The 13,937-nt window shown below is 69.3% G+C and carries 14 protein-coding genes; 4 read left to right on the top strand and 10 right to left on the bottom strand.

What is annotated here, in order from left to right:
- From VNW53_RS02505 to VNW53_RS02480, 6 genes are all read right to left on the bottom strand, one after another.
- Positions 1-842, bottom strand: an 842-nt coding sequence (locus VNW53_RS02505; RefSeq protein WP_325553425.1) for an MFS transporter, incomplete at its 3' end; no start/stop codon positions are given.
- A gap of 216 nt (positions 843-1,058) precedes the next feature.
- Positions 1,059-2,474, bottom strand: coding sequence for an MFS transporter (locus VNW53_RS02500; protein ID WP_325553424.1), 1,416 nt, complete (start codon positions 2,472-2,474; stop codon positions 1,059-1,061).
- 128 nt (positions 2,475-2,602) lie between these two features.
- A complete protein-coding gene (locus tag VNW53_RS02495; RefSeq protein WP_325553423.1) occupies positions 2,603-3,508 on the bottom strand; it encodes an SDR family NAD(P)-dependent oxidoreductase in 906 nt (301 codons plus the stop codon).
- A gap of 211 nt (positions 3,509-3,719) precedes the next feature.
- A complete protein-coding gene (locus VNW53_RS02490) occupies positions 3,720-4,694 on the bottom strand; it encodes an efflux RND transporter periplasmic adaptor subunit (protein WP_325553422.1) in 975 nt (324 codons plus the stop codon).
- A gap of 11 nt (positions 4,695-4,705) precedes the next feature.
- Positions 4,706-5,470: an ABC transporter ATP-binding protein gene (locus tag VNW53_RS02485; protein WP_325553421.1), complete on the bottom strand. Its 765-nt coding sequence runs from the start codon at positions 5,468-5,470 to the stop codon at positions 4,706-4,708.
- A complete protein-coding gene (locus VNW53_RS02480) occupies positions 5,467-6,609 on the bottom strand; it encodes an ABC transporter permease (protein ID WP_325553419.1) in 1,143 nt (380 codons plus the stop codon). The genes VNW53_RS02485 and VNW53_RS02480 overlap by 4 nt, the downstream gene beginning before the upstream one ends.
- Positions 6,610-6,890: 281 nt before the next feature.
- On the opposite strand from VNW53_RS02480, the gene VNW53_RS02475 reads away from it, so the two are divergent.
- Both VNW53_RS02475 and VNW53_RS02470 read left to right on the top strand, forming a co-directional pair.
- Positions 6,891-8,270 (top strand): NupC/NupG family nucleoside CNT transporter, encoded by a 1,380-nt coding sequence (locus VNW53_RS02475; RefSeq protein WP_325553418.1) that lies wholly within the window; start codon positions 6,891-6,893, stop codon positions 8,268-8,270.
- 4 nt (positions 8,271-8,274) lie between these two features.
- A complete protein-coding gene (locus VNW53_RS02470; protein WP_325553417.1) occupies positions 8,275-8,886 on the top strand; it encodes a glutathione S-transferase in 612 nt (203 codons plus the stop codon).
- 4 nt (positions 8,887-8,890) lie between these two features.
- Here the strand turns inward: VNW53_RS02470 and VNW53_RS02465 are convergent, their stop codons facing one another.
- The 4 genes from VNW53_RS02465 to VNW53_RS02450 all read right to left on the bottom strand — a co-directional run bounded on the left by VNW53_RS02465 (position 8,891) and on the right by VNW53_RS02450 (position 11,881).
- On the bottom strand, positions 8,891-9,970 hold the full coding sequence (locus VNW53_RS02465) for an FAD-dependent oxidoreductase (RefSeq protein WP_325553416.1): 1,080 nt from the start codon (positions 9,968-9,970) through the stop codon (positions 8,891-8,893).
- 41 nt (positions 9,971-10,011) lie between these two features.
- Positions 10,012-10,920 (bottom strand): MBL fold metallo-hydrolase, encoded by a 909-nt coding sequence (locus VNW53_RS02460; RefSeq protein ID WP_325553415.1) that lies wholly within the window; start codon positions 10,918-10,920, stop codon positions 10,012-10,014.
- Positions 10,921-10,991: 71 nt separating this feature from the next.
- Positions 10,992-11,348: a GFA family protein gene (locus tag VNW53_RS02455; RefSeq protein WP_325553413.1), complete on the bottom strand. Its 357-nt coding sequence runs from the start codon at positions 11,346-11,348 to the stop codon at positions 10,992-10,994.
- 59 nt (positions 11,349-11,407) lie between these two features.
- Positions 11,408-11,881: a PaaI family thioesterase gene (locus tag VNW53_RS02450; RefSeq protein ID WP_325553411.1), complete on the bottom strand. Its 474-nt coding sequence runs from the start codon at positions 11,879-11,881 to the stop codon at positions 11,408-11,410.
- Positions 11,882-11,970: 89 nt separating this feature from the next.
- Here VNW53_RS02450 and VNW53_RS02445 point away from each other — a divergent pair, with 89 nt between their 5' ends.
- Positions 11,971-13,167 (top strand): acetyl-CoA C-acetyltransferase, encoded by a 1,197-nt coding sequence (locus tag VNW53_RS02445; protein ID WP_325553410.1) that lies wholly within the window; start codon positions 11,971-11,973, stop codon positions 13,165-13,167.
- A gap of 2 nt (positions 13,168-13,169) precedes the next feature.
- On the top strand, positions 13,170-13,937 hold a 768-nt coding region (locus tag VNW53_RS02440; protein WP_325553408.1), incomplete at its 3' end, for an acyl-CoA dehydrogenase family protein.

Below are 13,937 nucleotides of genomic sequence, written 5' to 3'. Positions count from 1 at the left end.
ATCGTCTGGGTGACGGCGTAGCCCAGGCCCGCGAGCTGCACCGTGCGGTGCTTGCCGAGGCTCTGCGCGATGCGCGCCCAGATCACCGCCCCGAAGATGCCCGCCGCGCCATAGGGGATCAGCAGGATGCTCACCAGGCCGAGCTCGAAGCCCTTCGCCTCGTGGAAGAAGAACACATAGATCGGCGCGCTGGCGCCGGGGCCGAGGATCAGGAACAGGTCGGCCAGCACCAGCCGGAACATCGAGGGATTGGTGATGACCGCCAGGTAGTCCTTGAGCGTCGTGCGGTCCTTGGGCGCTACGGGCGCGGCGCGCTCGGGGGCGGCCATCAGGGTGATCAGCACGGCCACGGTGCTCGCCGCCATGATGATCCAGCCGATGGTCGGGATGCTGTGCGGGTCCGCGGGCTTGATCCGGCCGTGGGTGAGCAGCGGCAGGGACCCCATCAGGGATGAGCCGAACACCCCGATGCTCAGCATCCAGCCGAACATCCGCGACCGCTCATTGTAGCTGCCGCTCAGGGCGGCCGCCCAGGCCGAGTGGCCCAGCACCAGCATCGAATAGGCGACGTAGAGCAGGATGTACCAGGTGAAGAGGTAGGTGGTGTCCACTCCGACCGGCGGATTGAACACCTTGTAGACCGCCACCCAAAGCACCGGCAGGCCGGCCAGATACCACGGCCGGTAGCGGCCGAACGGCGTCCTGGTCATGTCCATGAGCCAGCCCAGCGCCAGATCGACGCCCAGGTCGGCCAGGCGCAGGGCCCCGATGGTCAGGCCGATCATGGTCAGCGAGACGCCCATCTTGCCCGCGTAGAACGGGGGCAGGTAGGTGCTGAGCATGCTGATCAGCAGGTAGGCCGGAATGCTCCCGGCCGAAAAGGCGAGCAGGCGCGGAAGCGGCAGCCGGCCCGCGGGGCCCCCAGACGTAATTGTCCCAGAGCGTAAGGTCACTGAGCGTCTCCCAAAATCAATAGGTCGCCCTCTGATGGGGCGCTTATGTGGACAGGAGAGCTTGCAGATGGGCCCCGTGCAAGGGCTTTCCGTCGCGGCAGCGGGTCACGGCCCGGTGACGAGCGTCTCGCCGGGCGAGGGCGCCAGGCCCTCGATGACCGGGCTCTCGTCGTAGACGGCGTCGCGCTCGTCGAGCTGGCGGCGGATGTCGGCGTGCTGCTGGGCGGTCAGCTTGTAGCCGAGGAAGCAGGCGCCGCCGATCATCACGAAGACGACGGGGCCGATGGCGTAGGCAAGCTCCAGGCCGCGGATCTGGGCGGCGCCGTTCGTGGCGTGCTCGGCGGGATTGTAGCCCACCAGGCCGAGCACCCAGAAGGTCAGGGTCACGGCCAGGGCGCCGGCGGCCTTGGTCGTGCCGCTGGTGAGCGCGTAGAGCAGGCCGATCTGGTGCTGGCCTTGCTCCAGCCGGATCTCGTCTCCGATGTCGGCCGTGAGCGAGCGGATCATGACAATGCTTCCAGCCGCGAGGCCGCCGGCCACGAACATCGCGGGCGCGGCGATCACGAAGCTCGCCTTGGGCGACAGGAAGATCACGATCAGCATCAGCGAATAGCCGACCGCCGTGACCGCCAGCGCCCGGTGCTTGCTGATGCGGTTGGCGAGCCAGGCGGTCGCCGGCGCGCCGAGCAGCCCCGCGGCGATATAGATCACCAGAAGTCCGTTCGCTGCTGAGACCGAGAACCCGCGGCTGTCGGTGAAGAAGAACAGGTACAGCGCGCTCATCCACGCCGGGCCCATGATGATGAAGAAGTCGGCGGCGATCAGGCGCAGGACGTTGGGACGGGCGAGCAGGCGGGCGTAGTCCGACAGCCGCACCCGGCTCGCCGCGACCTTCTTGAGCGGCTCGGGGGTGCGCAGCGTGACGAGGGCGATGGTGACCGGCGCCATGACCACCAGGAACCAGCCGACCGCCTGGATGCCCTGCGCGTCGGTGCGGCCCCTGCCGTGGGTTATGATCGGGATCACCAGGATGGCGATGGCGCCCAGGGTGCCGAGCCCCTGCATCGCCCCGAATATCCGCGAACGGTGGGCGTAGCTGACCGCCAGCGTCGCGGCCCAGGCGTTGGCCGCCAGCAACAGCAGCGACATGCCCAGGTACATGATCAGCAGCCAAAGCAGCAGATAGCCGCGCGACGCGCCGACGGGCGCCTCGTACATCATGTAGATGGCCAGCATCAGCACCGGCGCGCCCAGCATCATCCAGGGCCGGTAGCGGCCCAACGGCGTGCGCGTGCGGTCCATGAGCAGCCCCAGGAGCGGGTCCAGCGGGATGTCGATCAGCCGGATCAGGCCGAACACGCCGCCGACCGCCAGGCCCAGGCCGATGTGGCGGGCGAAGTAGTTGGGCACCTGCACCGCGACCGAGGTGTTGAGCGCCGAAAACGGCAGGTAGCAGCAGGCGAAGGTCAGGACCGACAGCAGCGACATCGGCGCCGCCGCGGCGGCCTTGGCCTTTGACAACGCTAAGCTCCTCACCACGCCACGCCTCTGGCGGGCGCGGTCAGGGGATGAGGTTACGCGCGCCTGCCCGCGGCCGCGCAAGTGGATTCGGCGTAATGTGGAGATGCTCCCCTCAGGGGGAGGATCAGTCAGCCGCCCTGCATCTTGCGGAAGACCTTGGCGGTCTGTTCGCCGCCGGCGTTGTAGGGCTGCTGGCCGGCCGGATCGACGATCTTCGACCAGCTATCGCGGATCTCTTCCACCGACAGGCCCTTCTCGCCCAGGTAGACGCCCTCGGTCTCGACGATGTGCGACAGGGCGAAGGCGCCGGCGCCGGCGGTCAGGATGCAGCCGGTCGGGGCCTCTTCCGAGCAGAGGAAGACCACGCCCGGCGTCACATATTCGGGCTTCAGGTGCGCCAGGATTTCCGGCGGCATCAGGTTCTCGGTCATCCGCGTCGCCGCCACCGGGGCGATGGCGTTGACGTGGATGTTGTTCTTCTGGCCCTCGAGCTTCAGGGTGTTCATGAAGCCTATGATGCCGAGCTTGGCCGCGCCGTAGTTGGACTGGCCGAAATTGCCGTAGAGGCCGCTCGACGAGGTGGTGACCACGATGCGCCCGTAGTTCTGGGTGCGCATGATCTCCCAGACCGCCTTGGCCGGCTTCACCGTGCCCATGAGGTGGACGTCGAGCACGAACTGGAAGTCGGCGATCTCCATCTTGGAGAAGGTTTTGTCGCGCAGCACGCCGGCGTTGGCGACCAGGACGTCGATGCGGCCCCAGGCGTCCATGGCGTGCTTGACCATCAGGGCCACGCCCGCGTCGTCGGTGACGGAGGAGCCGTTGGCGATGGCCTCGCCGCCGAGCGCCTTGATCTCGTCCACGACCGCATTGGCCGCGTCCGAGCCGCCGCCGGAGCCGTCGACCGATCCCCCCAGGTCGTTGACCACCACGCGCGCGCCGCGCCGGGCGAGCTCAAGCGCATGCTGGCGGCCGAGGCCTCCGCCCGCGCCGGTGACGATGGCCACTTTGCCGTCGAAGCGGATGTCCGCCATGGGGAGGTCCTCTCTGGAAGCGCTTAAAGCGAAGTCGGCGGGCCTTGTGAGGCGCGGCGGCTAAGGCGTCAAGAGAAGCGCCCGCCCCTCGGGGGATCGAAGGGCGGGCGACAGCCAGGGCGGGAGCATCGCTCTTGGGCGCGAGGCCCCGCCCTGACCGCTGCGCGGTCGTCCCGGCCCCTGGGGAGGATGGGACGGACCGCCCGGCGTCCTATCCCGCCGCCGGGGTGTTGGCCTGGGCCTGCTGCTGGGTGCGCATGAACTTCACCAGCACCCGCTGGCCGATCAGGAAGGGGGCCCCGTCGGTGGCGACCACCACCTCGACGACCCGTTCGTCGGTGCGTTCGGTGGGATCGTCCGACTGCAGCTTGCGGGCGCCGAAGACCGCGGCGCGGCGCAGCACGCGGCCGGGGATGATCCGGGTCGGGTCGGCCTCGGCGGAGAGCTGCACGGTCTGGCCGATCAGCACGAAGGGCAGGGCGCTTTCGGAGATCTCCGCGCGCACGATGCGGTCGGCCTTGGGCTCCAGGTCGAACATGTTGGAGACGTTCAGCGTCGAGGCGCCGGCGCCGGGGTTGGCGTAACGGCGCACGATGCGGCCGTCGGCCGGCGCGCGGATGATGGTGAGCTCCTGGTTGTAGCGGGCCTGGCTGAGCTTGGCCTGGGCGGTGGCGATGGCGGCGTTCTGGGCCTCCAGATTGGCCTGGGCGCCGCGGATCGCGTCCTGGGCCTGGTCGACCGCCTGGCGGGCCACGAAGTTGCGCGAAACCAGCCCCTGGAGGCGGTCGTACTCGCGCTTGGCCGTGGAGATCTGCACCTCCATCAGGGCGATCTGGGCATGGGCCTGGCGCAGTTCGGCCTCGGCCTCCTGGGCCTGCAGGCGCGGCTGCTCGTCCTCCAGGCGGGCGAGGACCTGGCCCTTCTTGACGTCGGCGCCCTCCTGCACGTCGACCTCGCGGATCACGCCGGCGGTGCGGGCGGCGACCTGGATCAGCCCGCCCTCCACGTCGGCCTTGCCGTTGGCGATGGCCACGTAGGGGCTCTTGGGCGCCTTGGCGGCGGCGACCTTGGCGGCGGCGGCCTTCTTGGCGTTGGCCTGGTTGTTCAGGACGACGGCGCCGGCCCCCAGGACGAGGACGAGGACGGCGACGAGCCAGAAGATGCGGCTACGAGCGAGGGCGAGCATGGCTTTGGTCCTTAGGCCCCGGCGAATGCGGGCTGGTGATGGCTGTGGTCGGGCGGCGCGGACAGCGGGTCGGGGCGCCGGTCGTCGAGGATGACGCCATCCTCGATGTGGATGATGCGGTCGGCGTAGCTTTCCAGGCGGGGGTCGTGGGTGACGCAGATCACCGCCGCGCCGAAGGCCTTGGCGGCGCGCTGCAGGAGCTTGATGACCACCTGGCCGTTCTCGCCGTCGAGCGCGCTGGTGGGCTCGTCGGCGAACAGCAGCTGCGGGTCCTTGGCGAGGGCGCGGGCGATGGCGACGCGCTGCTTCTCGCCGCCCGACATCTCGGACGGGCGCGAGTTCATGCGCATCTCCAGGCCCACCTCGGTGAGGGCCACGGCGGCCTTGTGGCGCGCCTCGGTGCGTCCGTACCCCTTGTACTTCAGGATGATCTCGACCTGCTGCACCGCGGTCAGGGCCGGGAACAGGTTGAAGCCCTGGAAGATGAAGCCGCAGTGGTCGAGCCGGAAGCGGTCGATCTTGCCGGGCTTGAGCGCCCAGAGATCCTCGCCCATGGCCTGGACCTTGCCGGCGTCGGGCCGCAGCAGGCCGGAGAGGGCGGCGACCAGGGTCGACTTGCCGGAGCCCGAGGGACCCATGACCATGGTGACCTCGCCGTGCAGGGCCTCGAAGTCCACCGACTTCAGCACCTCGATGTGGGTGCGGCCGGTCTTGAAGCGCTTCTTCAGGCCGTGGGCGACGAGCGCCGCTTTCGGGGCGGTGGGTTCAGGGCTCATCGCAGCAGGTCCGCAGGTTGGCTTTTCTTCAGGACGCCCAGGGAGAAGAACCCCGAGAGGATCGAGATCACGCTGAGCAGGACCACCACGGTGATCACCCAGGGCAGGGGGAAGCCCATCGGCATGTTGAACCTAGTGGCCAGGAGGTAGACGCCATAGGTGAAGAGCGCCGTGGCCAGGAGGCCGGCCACGCCGACCCACAGCGAAAGCTCCAGCACGATCCTGCTGAGCGAGCCCACCGAGACGCCGAGCGCGCGCAGGCTGGCGAACTCCTTGATGCTGGCCAGGATCGCGCCTCGCAGCGTCTGGGAGGTGATGCCGACCCCGATCAGCAGGCCCAGGAACAGGGAGAAGCCCAGGAAGATGCCGATGATCTGCTCGCCCATCAGGGCCTTGCGGTTGGCCGTGGCGAGGTCCGGCTTGCTCCAGGCCTTGTAGGCGCCGTTGGCGATCGAGTTGAGCTGGTCGCGCACGGCGATCGCCTGAGAGGGGTCGCGCAGGCGCACCATCAGGGGACCGGTCTTGCCGTTCTTCGGGCCCATGCCCAGCAGCCGCATGGTGTCGCGCGACATGTAGACGACCGGCTGGTTGACGTTGGCGTAGTTCTCCAGGAGGGCGCGCACATGCACGGTCTTGCCGTTGAGGCTGGCGGTCGCGCCGAGGTGCGTGCCGAGCGCCGCCTGGGCCGTCTTGTCGATCACCACCGCATAGGGCTCGAGCAAGGCCAGCCGGACGGATTCCGGGTAGTCGGTGGGCAGGGTGACCGCGCCGGGCCGGGGATCGACGTCGAAGGTGTTGACGTAGGTCCTGACCGCTTTCTTGCCGGGATCGGGCGTGTTGATCCACGGCGCGCCGTCGCCGTCCAGGCTCTCGACCTCGACGACCTGCGGGTTGAGATAGATCAACGGCTCGATGCGTTCGGGAAGGCCGTTGGGGCCTGAGTTGATCAGACTGTCGTTCTTCGGCCCGAGGATCATCAGGTCGGCGCGGGATCGGTCGATGGAGGCGGTGATCGAGTTCACGATGCCGGTGAACATGCCGACCTGCGCCAGGACCAGCAGGCCCGAGAACGCCAGGGCCACCATCGCGGCGCTGTAGCGCTTCCACTCGTAGAGCAGCGTGGCCAGGGCCAGCGACATGACGACGATCTCCCGTTCAGAAGCGAGATGTCGCGGGGCGGCCTCGGGAACCAGTTAAATCCCCGTAACACCAGGGTAACAGGCCAGCCCACGCCGTCGCGAAACGCGCTCAACCAGGAAGAGGCGCGAGGCGCCGGGCCCGGATGCGGAGGGCGGGATTAAACCTTTGTAATCCAAACGCCGGCGGCCGCGGATGGGCGGGCAATCTTGCGCGAGGGACCCATCTGGCCCTCTATCGGCGAGGGGGCCGCTGACTCGCGGCCGGTGGGGGCCGTTGGCGAATGTTCCGTCTCGAGAATGCGCAGAGCCTCGTGGGCGTCGCGCTGGCGATCGGCGTCTGCTGGGCGTTGTCGGAGAACCGCCGGGCCTTTCCGTGGAAGCTGGCGATCGGCGCCGTGCTGGTGCAGGCGGCGCTGGTGCTGGCCCTGTTCGGCCTGCCGGCCCTGCGCTCTGCGCTGCAGGGCGTCGGACACGCGGTGGACGGGCTGTCGACATCGACCCAGGCGGGCGTGGCCTTCGTCTTCGGCTTCCTGGCCGGTACGCCGGACCAGCCTTACACCCTGACCAATCCCGGCTCGCTGTTCGTCTTCGCCTTTCGGGTGCTGCCGGTGATCCTGGTGGTCTGCGCGCTCGCCGCCCTGCTCTGGCACTGGCGGATCCTGAAGTGGATCACCCAGGGGTTCGGCCTGGTCTTCGAAAAGACCATGGGCCTGCGCGGGCCGCCGGCCCTGGCCACCGCGGCCACGATCTTCATGGGCCAGGTGGAAGGCCCGATCTTCATCCGCAGCTACCTGCCCAGCCTCTCGCGCTCCGAACTCTTCATGCTGATCGCGGTGGGCATGAGCTGCGTCTCCGGCTCGACCATGGTGGCCTATGCGACCATCCTGAAGGACGTGCTGCCCAACGCTGCCAGCCACGTCCTGACAGCCTCGATCATCTCCGCGCCCGCCGGCGTGCTGCTGGCCCGCATCCTGGTGCCGCGCGTGCCGGAGAGCGAGGTCTCCGATCCGCTCAATCCGGTGCAGGACAAGGTCTATGAAAGCTCGGTCGACGCCCTGATCAAGGGCACCAATGACGGCCTGGCGATCGTGCTCAACGTGGGCGCGACCCTGATCGTCTTCGTCGCCCTGGTGGCCATGCTGAACGGCCTCCTGGGGATGCTGGGCGCGGTCGGCGGCCAGCCGATCTCGGTGGAGCGCATCCTGGGCGTGGTCTTCGCGCCGCTCGCCTGGGCGATGGGCGTGCGCTGGGCCGACGCGCCGACCGCGGGCTCGCTGCTGGGTGTCAAGCTGGTGCTCACCGAGTTCACCGCCTTCATCCGCATGGGCGGCATCCCGCCGGGCGCCCTCGACGAGCGCACGCGGGTGATCATGACCTATGCGCTGTGCGGTTTCGCCAACATCGCCTCGGTGGGCATCAACGTGGCCGGCTATTCGGTGCTGGTCCCCGATCGGCGCGCGGAGATCATGGGCATGGTCTGGAAGGCGATGATGGCGGGCTTCCTCGCCACCTGCCTGACCGCCTCGGTGGTGGGCGCCATGCCGTCCGCCCTGTTCGGCCAGGAGCCGCCGCCGCCCAAGCCCGCGCCGGTGCTGACACCGACGCTCGCGCCCAATCCCACGCCGCCGCCCGCCCAGGCGCCGGCGCAGAACCCCGGCTAGGCCCATGAAGCTTTACGACGCCCCGATCGCTCCCAACCCGCGCCGGGTGCGCTGGGTGATGGCCGAGAAGGGGATCTCCGACATAGAGGTGATCGCGGTCAGCATCCCGGACGGCGAGCACAAGCAGCCGTCGTACCTGGCCAAGGCCGGCCTGCCGCAGTTGCCCATGCTGGAAATGGACGACGGAACCACGATCACCGAGTCCCTCGCCATCTGCCGCTACCTGGAGAGCGCCTACCCCGAGCCCAACCTGTTCGGCCGCACGCCCAAGGAGGCCGCGGTCGTCGAGATGTGGACGCGCCGGGCGGAGATGCTGGTGGCCACGCCCTTCATGCTGGGCGTGCGTCACGGACATCCGGGCTTCGCGGCGCTGGAGACCCAGGTCCCCGAGGTCGCCGAGTGGAACCAGAAGACGGGCCTGAGGGCGCTGGCGGTGCTGGACCGGCGCCTGGGCGAGAGCGAATTCCTGGCCGCCGAGCGGCTGACCATCGCCGACATCGTGGCCGCGGTCGGCATCGATTTCGCCCGCATCGTGCGCCTGCGGCCGCCGGAGGAGCTCACCCATCTCCACCGCTGGCTGGCGGCCATGCGCGAGCGGCCGGGGGCCAAGGCGTAGGCGCCTATTCCCGAAGGCCCGCGACCCGCTCCAGCATCGGCCTTTGCAGGGCCGGCAGGCGGCCGATAGTGCGGATGGCGAGGTTGCGCAAGGGGATGGCCAGCGGATTGGCGGTCTGCACGCCCGCCAGCATCCGCTCGCTGAGCACGATCCAGCGATGGCCGATCGGATGGCGCTCGGCGGTGTAGCCGTCGAGCCTGCCCTCGGCGAGGCGACGCGCAAAGGCCTGCGCGTCCTCGATGCCGAGATTCATCCCCCGCGCCCCGATCGGCGAATGCACGTGGGCCGCGTCGCCGCCCAGGAAAACCCCGCCCGCCTGGTAGCGGTCGGCCTGGCGCACGGGGATGTGGAAGGTGTCGCTCTGGCTCACCTGGGCGCTGTCCGTACCCGGGATCTGGCTCAGGGCTTCGGGCGTGTTGGAGACGGTCCGGAAGCGCTTGGGCCCGATGGGGATGATGAACCCCAGGTCCCCGGTCGGGTGCAGCACGGCCATGGCGGTGGCCTCGGGGAACGGCCAGTCGGGGATCGTCGCGTCGGCGATGCTCCAGGTCCGCTTGTGGGTGTAGCCGGAGAAGCCCAGTCCCAGGATCTCGCGCACCCGGCTGTGCGCCCCGTCGGCGGCGAAGACATAGTCGAAGGTCCCGCCCGCGGCGCCCTTGAGCTCGGTCTCGACCTTGGCCCCGGCCAGGCGGACAGCGGTGAGCTCGACGTTCCACTCCACCCTCACGCCCGAGGCGCCCAGCACCTCCTCCATGACCGTCTCGGTCTCGCTTTGCGGCAGGGAGAGCAGGAAGTTGAAGCGGTGCGGCAGGCGCGAGAGGTCGATGCTGGCCAGTAGGCGCCGCTCGTAGCGGGCCTGCACGCCCGTCATGCGGATGCCCTCGGCCAAAAGGCGCTCCGTGACTCCGCTGGGCTCCAGGATTTCCAGGCTGTGAGGGCTGATACCGACGGCCTTGGAGAGCGGGGTCGGCCCCCGCTCCTTGTCGATGATGCGGGCGTTGAAGCCGCGCCGCGTCAGCTCCAGCGCCGCGGTCAGGCCGCAGGGACCGGCGCCGACGATCAGGATCTTGGGCTTGGCGGCCATCGAACCCTCCTCGTCCTCGAACGTGTCGCCACAGCCGAGGTTCAGCCGGCCGGCTTGGGCGGAGCCGGCGGCTGGGGCCGCGGCGGCAGGGGGAAGACGATGAAGTCGTCGTGCACGTCCCGGGTCGGCGGATCGCCCATCGCGTGGACCGCGGCCTGCAGTTCGAGCAGGTCGGCGTAGGGCAGTTCCAGCGCGTGCTCGGCGGGGTGAGCCGGCGCGGCCTGGGCGTAGTCCTTGCCGGGCGTGGCGGTCATCTCGATGTGCGCGCCGAGGATATGGCTGACGCGCCGGTCCCTGGTGAAGGCCGTCACCCGGTCGACGCTGGCCCGGTAGGTCGCGAACTCGCCCGCGGGGACGTAGAGTCGGCCGGGATAGAGGCTGTCGCCGGACAGCAGCAGGCGGGTCCGGCGGTCGAAGACCATGATGTGCGAGGGGTGGTGGCCGGGCGTGGGCACGATGTCCAGGACGCGGCCGCCGAGGTCGAAGCCGACGATCTGGTTCGGCCAGTCGGCGATCCTGAAGAAGGCCGCAACCTCCGGCGCCGTCCAGCCGACGACGACGGTGTCCGGCCGGTCCTTGAACTCGGGGTCGCCCATGCGGTGGTCGCCGTGGCTGTGCGAGTGGGCGACGACCAGGGCGATCGAGGTCCGGCGGTGGGCCTTCAGCCAGTCGGCGATCACCCCGTCGATCGTCGGGCGAACCTGCAGGCCGCCGGCGCCGGTGTCGAGCAGCAGGGCGCGGTCCTTGCCGAACAGCAGGTAGAGGAAGGGCGCCTCGAAGTTGGTCTTCACCGACTGGCGGATGACGAAGGTGTCGGCGTCGTAGCGCTGGACCTGCATCTGCGGCTCGGCGGCGGAGGTTCCGTCGATCCAGGGCTGGAACAACGGCTTGGCGAGCGCCATGCCGGGCAGCGCCAGGATCAGGGCGAAGGCGGCGGCGGCGAGCCTCATGCGGCGCTCCCATGGATTTGGCCGATCAGCTCCAGGGTGCGGATTCGGGCGATGAGGGAAGGGCCAGCCGATCACTCGTCCAGGTATTTCCAGGTGTCGGCGCCGTCGAAGTGGCGGACGGGCATGGTCAGCCAGTCGATGCCGTCCATCAGCCGCGAGTTGATCGCCATCCGCTCCTGGGCGCCGTCGAGGCTCTGCCAGTGGGTGGTGACGCCGCAGGTCCGGCAGCGATGGAAGGCCAGCATTCGGTCGCCCCAGACATAGGGCTGGGTCGACCCCGCCCTGGGCAGGCCCACTTCGGACGGCTTGTAGTAGGCCCAGCGCGCCGCGAGCCGGCGGCAGATCGAGCAGTTGCACTCGGTCACGGCCTTGGGCGCGTCGGGCGCGGTCAGCTTGACGGCCCCGCAATGGCAGGCGGCCTCGATCATCGGTTTCCTCCGTACCCGCCCATGGGGGACGAGCCGGCGAGGCCTGTCCAGTCGGATATCTAGGTACGCCGACCGGTTTTCTTCAGGACCGAGGAAAAACTCATCATCGGCGCCCCGCCGTCCGAGGCGTTCACGATGAGCCCGCGCACGAAGACCATGGAGCGCCCGGCCTTCACCACCTCGCCCACGCACTCGACCCGGTCGCCGACGCCGGCCGAGCCCACGAACTCGCCGTTGAAGGTGGCGGTGACGCAGCGCACGCCCTCGATGGCCTCGCGGGCGATCCAGAACAGGCAGAAGTCGGCGAAGGTCATGACGCAGCCGCCATGCATGAACTTCCCGCCGTTCATGTGCTTGGTCTCGGCCTTGAAGGCGCAGACCCGGCGGCCCTGTTCATCGACGCGGCAATAGAACGGCCCGGCCAGGTCCTCGAACGGATCGCCGCCGGGATACCAATGCCAGCCCGCCCACTCGCCCTCGGTGACGACCTGCAGCTTGGACGCGTAGTTGTCGATGTTCTCGCCGCCGTCCATCTGTCCTCCAACCCGGTCGAAGCGTTTGCTCCCGGCGGTTTCAAACACTAGTTTGCCGGGCCGCCACAAGCCATTCGGAACCCGCCACCATGAAGCGCGCCGCCATCGTCTCTCCCATCCGCACGCCGGTCGGCAAGTACCTGGGCGCGCTCTCCGACGTGACGGCGGGCGAGCTGGGCGCGGTGGTGCTGAAGGCGCTGGTGGCGCGCACCGGCATCGATCCCGAGAAGATCGACGACGTGATCTTCGCCCAGGGCTACGCCTCGGGCGAGGCGCCCTGCATCGCGCGCTATTCGGCGCTTGCCGCGGGCCTGCCGATCGAGATCCCCGGCTACCAGCTCGACCGCCGCTGCGGCTCCGGCCTGCAGGCGGTGATCGATGCCGCCATGATGGTGCAGACCGGCGTGGCCGACGTGGTGATCGCCGGCGGCGTCGAGAGCATGAGCAACGCCGAGTACTACACCACCGACATGCGCAAGGGCGCGCGCGCCGGCTCGGTGACGATGCACGACCGCCTTGCCCGCGGCCGGGTGATGAGCCAGCCGATCGAGCGGTTCGGGGTGATCAGCGGCATGATCGAGACCGCCGACAACCTGGCGCGCGATTACCAGATCAGCCGCGAGGCCTCGGACGAATACGCCGCCATGAGCCACCAGCGTGCGGCGGCGGCCTGGGCGGCCGGAAAGTTCGACGACGAGCTGGTGCCGGTCTCGGTGAAGCAGAAGAAGGGCGATCCGGTCGTCTTCGCCATGGACGAGGGCGTGCGGGCCGACGCGACGGCGGAAAGCCTCGGGAAGCTGAAGCCCATCGAGAAGGACGGTGTCGTCACGGCCGGCAACGCCAGCCAGCAGAACGACGCCGCCGCCGCCTGCCTGGTGGTCGCCGAGGACAAGCTGGAGGAACTGGGCCTGGAGCCGATGGGCTGGTTCGTGAGCTGGGCCGCCGCCGGCTGCGATCCGTCGCGGATGGGGATCGGCCCGGTGCCGGCCGTGAAGCGGCTCTTCGAGCGGACCGGCATGGGCTGGGACGACATCGACCTCGTGGAGCTGAACGAGGCCTTCGCCCCGCAGGTGCTGTCGGTGCTGAAGGGCTGGGGCTGGGACGACCGCGACCGGCTGAACGTCAACGGCTCGGGCATCAGCCTGGGCCACCCGATCGGGGCGACCGGCGGGCGCATCCTGGCCAACCTGCTGCGCGAGCTTAAGCGCCGCGACGGCAAGTACGGTCTTGAGACCATGTGCATCGGCGGCGGCCAGGGCATCGCCGCGATCTTCGAGCGCGCCTAGTCGTGGCGCTGGATCTCGAGACCCGCGAGCAACTCATCGACACCGTGCGGCGGTTCGTGGCCGAGCGGTTGCGGCCGCTGGAGGCCAAGGTGGCGGAAGACGACGCCATGCCGCCGGACGTGGTCGAGGAGATGAAGGCGCTCGGCCTCTTCGGCCTCTCGATCCCGGAGGCCTACGGCGGCCTGGATCTTTCCATGGAGGACGAGTGCCTGGTGGCCGTGGAGCTCGGCCGCACCAGCCCCGCCTTCCGCTCCACCTTCGGCACCAATGTCGGCATCGGCAGCCAGGGGCTGGTGATGTTCGGGACCGAGGACCAGAAGCAGAAATACCTGCCCGGCATCGCGTCCGGCGAGATCATCACCTCCTTCGCGCTCACGGAGCCCGAGGCCGGCTCGGACAGCGCCAACGTCCAGACCCGCGCGATCCTCGACGGCGACGCCTATGTCCTGAACGGGTCGAAGCGGTTCATCACCAACGCCAACAAGGCCGACCTCTTCACGGTCATGGCGCGGTCGGATCCGGCCAAGCCGGGCGCCGCCGGCGTCTCGGCCTTCCTGGTGGAGCGGAACCTGCCGGGCCTTTCCGTCGGCAAGCCCGAGAAGAAGATGGGCCAGCAGGGCGCCCACATCTGCGACGTGGTCTTCGACAACGTCCGCGTGCCGGTGGCCAATCGCCTGGGCCGCGAGGGCGAGGGCTTCAAGGTCGCCATGCAGGTGCTGGATCGCGGGCGGCTACACATCTCGGCGGTCTGCGTCGGCGTCGCCGAGCGG

The organism is Phenylobacterium sp. (assembly GCF_035569475.1).
Taxonomy (GTDB): Bacteria; Pseudomonadota; Alphaproteobacteria; order Caulobacterales; family Caulobacteraceae; genus Phenylobacterium.
Note: the sequence above shows the minus strand (reverse complement) of the source record. Positions and strands in the feature narration are given on the sequence as shown.

Excerpts from the sequence above, each read along its gene's own strand:
- VNW53_RS02495 (WP_325553423.1), bottom strand. The coding sequence starts at position 3,508 with ATGGCGGACATCCGCTTCGACGGCAAAGTGGCCATCGTCACCGGCGCG.
- VNW53_RS02450 (WP_325553411.1), bottom strand. The coding sequence starts at position 11,881 with ATGGACGGCGGCGAGAACATCGACAACTACGCGTCCAAGCTGCAGGTC.
- VNW53_RS02485 (WP_325553421.1), bottom strand. The coding sequence starts at position 5,470 with ATGAGCCCTGAACCCACCGCCCCGAAAGCGGCGCTCGTCGCCCACGGC.
- VNW53_RS02490 (WP_325553422.1), bottom strand. The coding sequence starts at position 4,694 with ATGCTCGCCCTCGCTCGTAGCCGCATCTTCTGGCTCGTCGCCGTCCTC.
- VNW53_RS02445 (WP_325553410.1), top strand. The coding sequence starts at position 11,971 with ATGAAGCGCGCCGCCATCGTCTCTCCCATCCGCACGCCGGTCGGCAAG.
- VNW53_RS02470 (WP_325553417.1), top strand. The coding sequence starts at position 8,275 with ATGAAGCTTTACGACGCCCCGATCGCTCCCAACCCGCGCCGGGTGCGC.
- VNW53_RS02480 (WP_325553419.1), bottom strand. The coding sequence starts at position 6,609 with ATGTCGCTGGCCCTGGCCACGCTGCTCTACGAGTGGAAGCGCTACAGC.
- VNW53_RS02465 (WP_325553416.1), bottom strand. The coding sequence starts at position 9,970 with ATGGCCGCCAAGCCCAAGATCCTGATCGTCGGCGCCGGTCCCTGCGGC.
- VNW53_RS02455 (WP_325553413.1), bottom strand. The coding sequence starts at position 11,348 with ATGATCGAGGCCGCCTGCCATTGCGGGGCCGTCAAGCTGACCGCGCCC.
- VNW53_RS02460 (WP_325553415.1), bottom strand. The coding sequence starts at position 10,920 with ATGAGGCTCGCCGCCGCCGCCTTCGCCCTGATCCTGGCGCTGCCCGGC.
- VNW53_RS02475 (WP_325553418.1), top strand. The coding sequence starts at position 6,891 with ATGTTCCGTCTCGAGAATGCGCAGAGCCTCGTGGGCGTCGCGCTGGCG.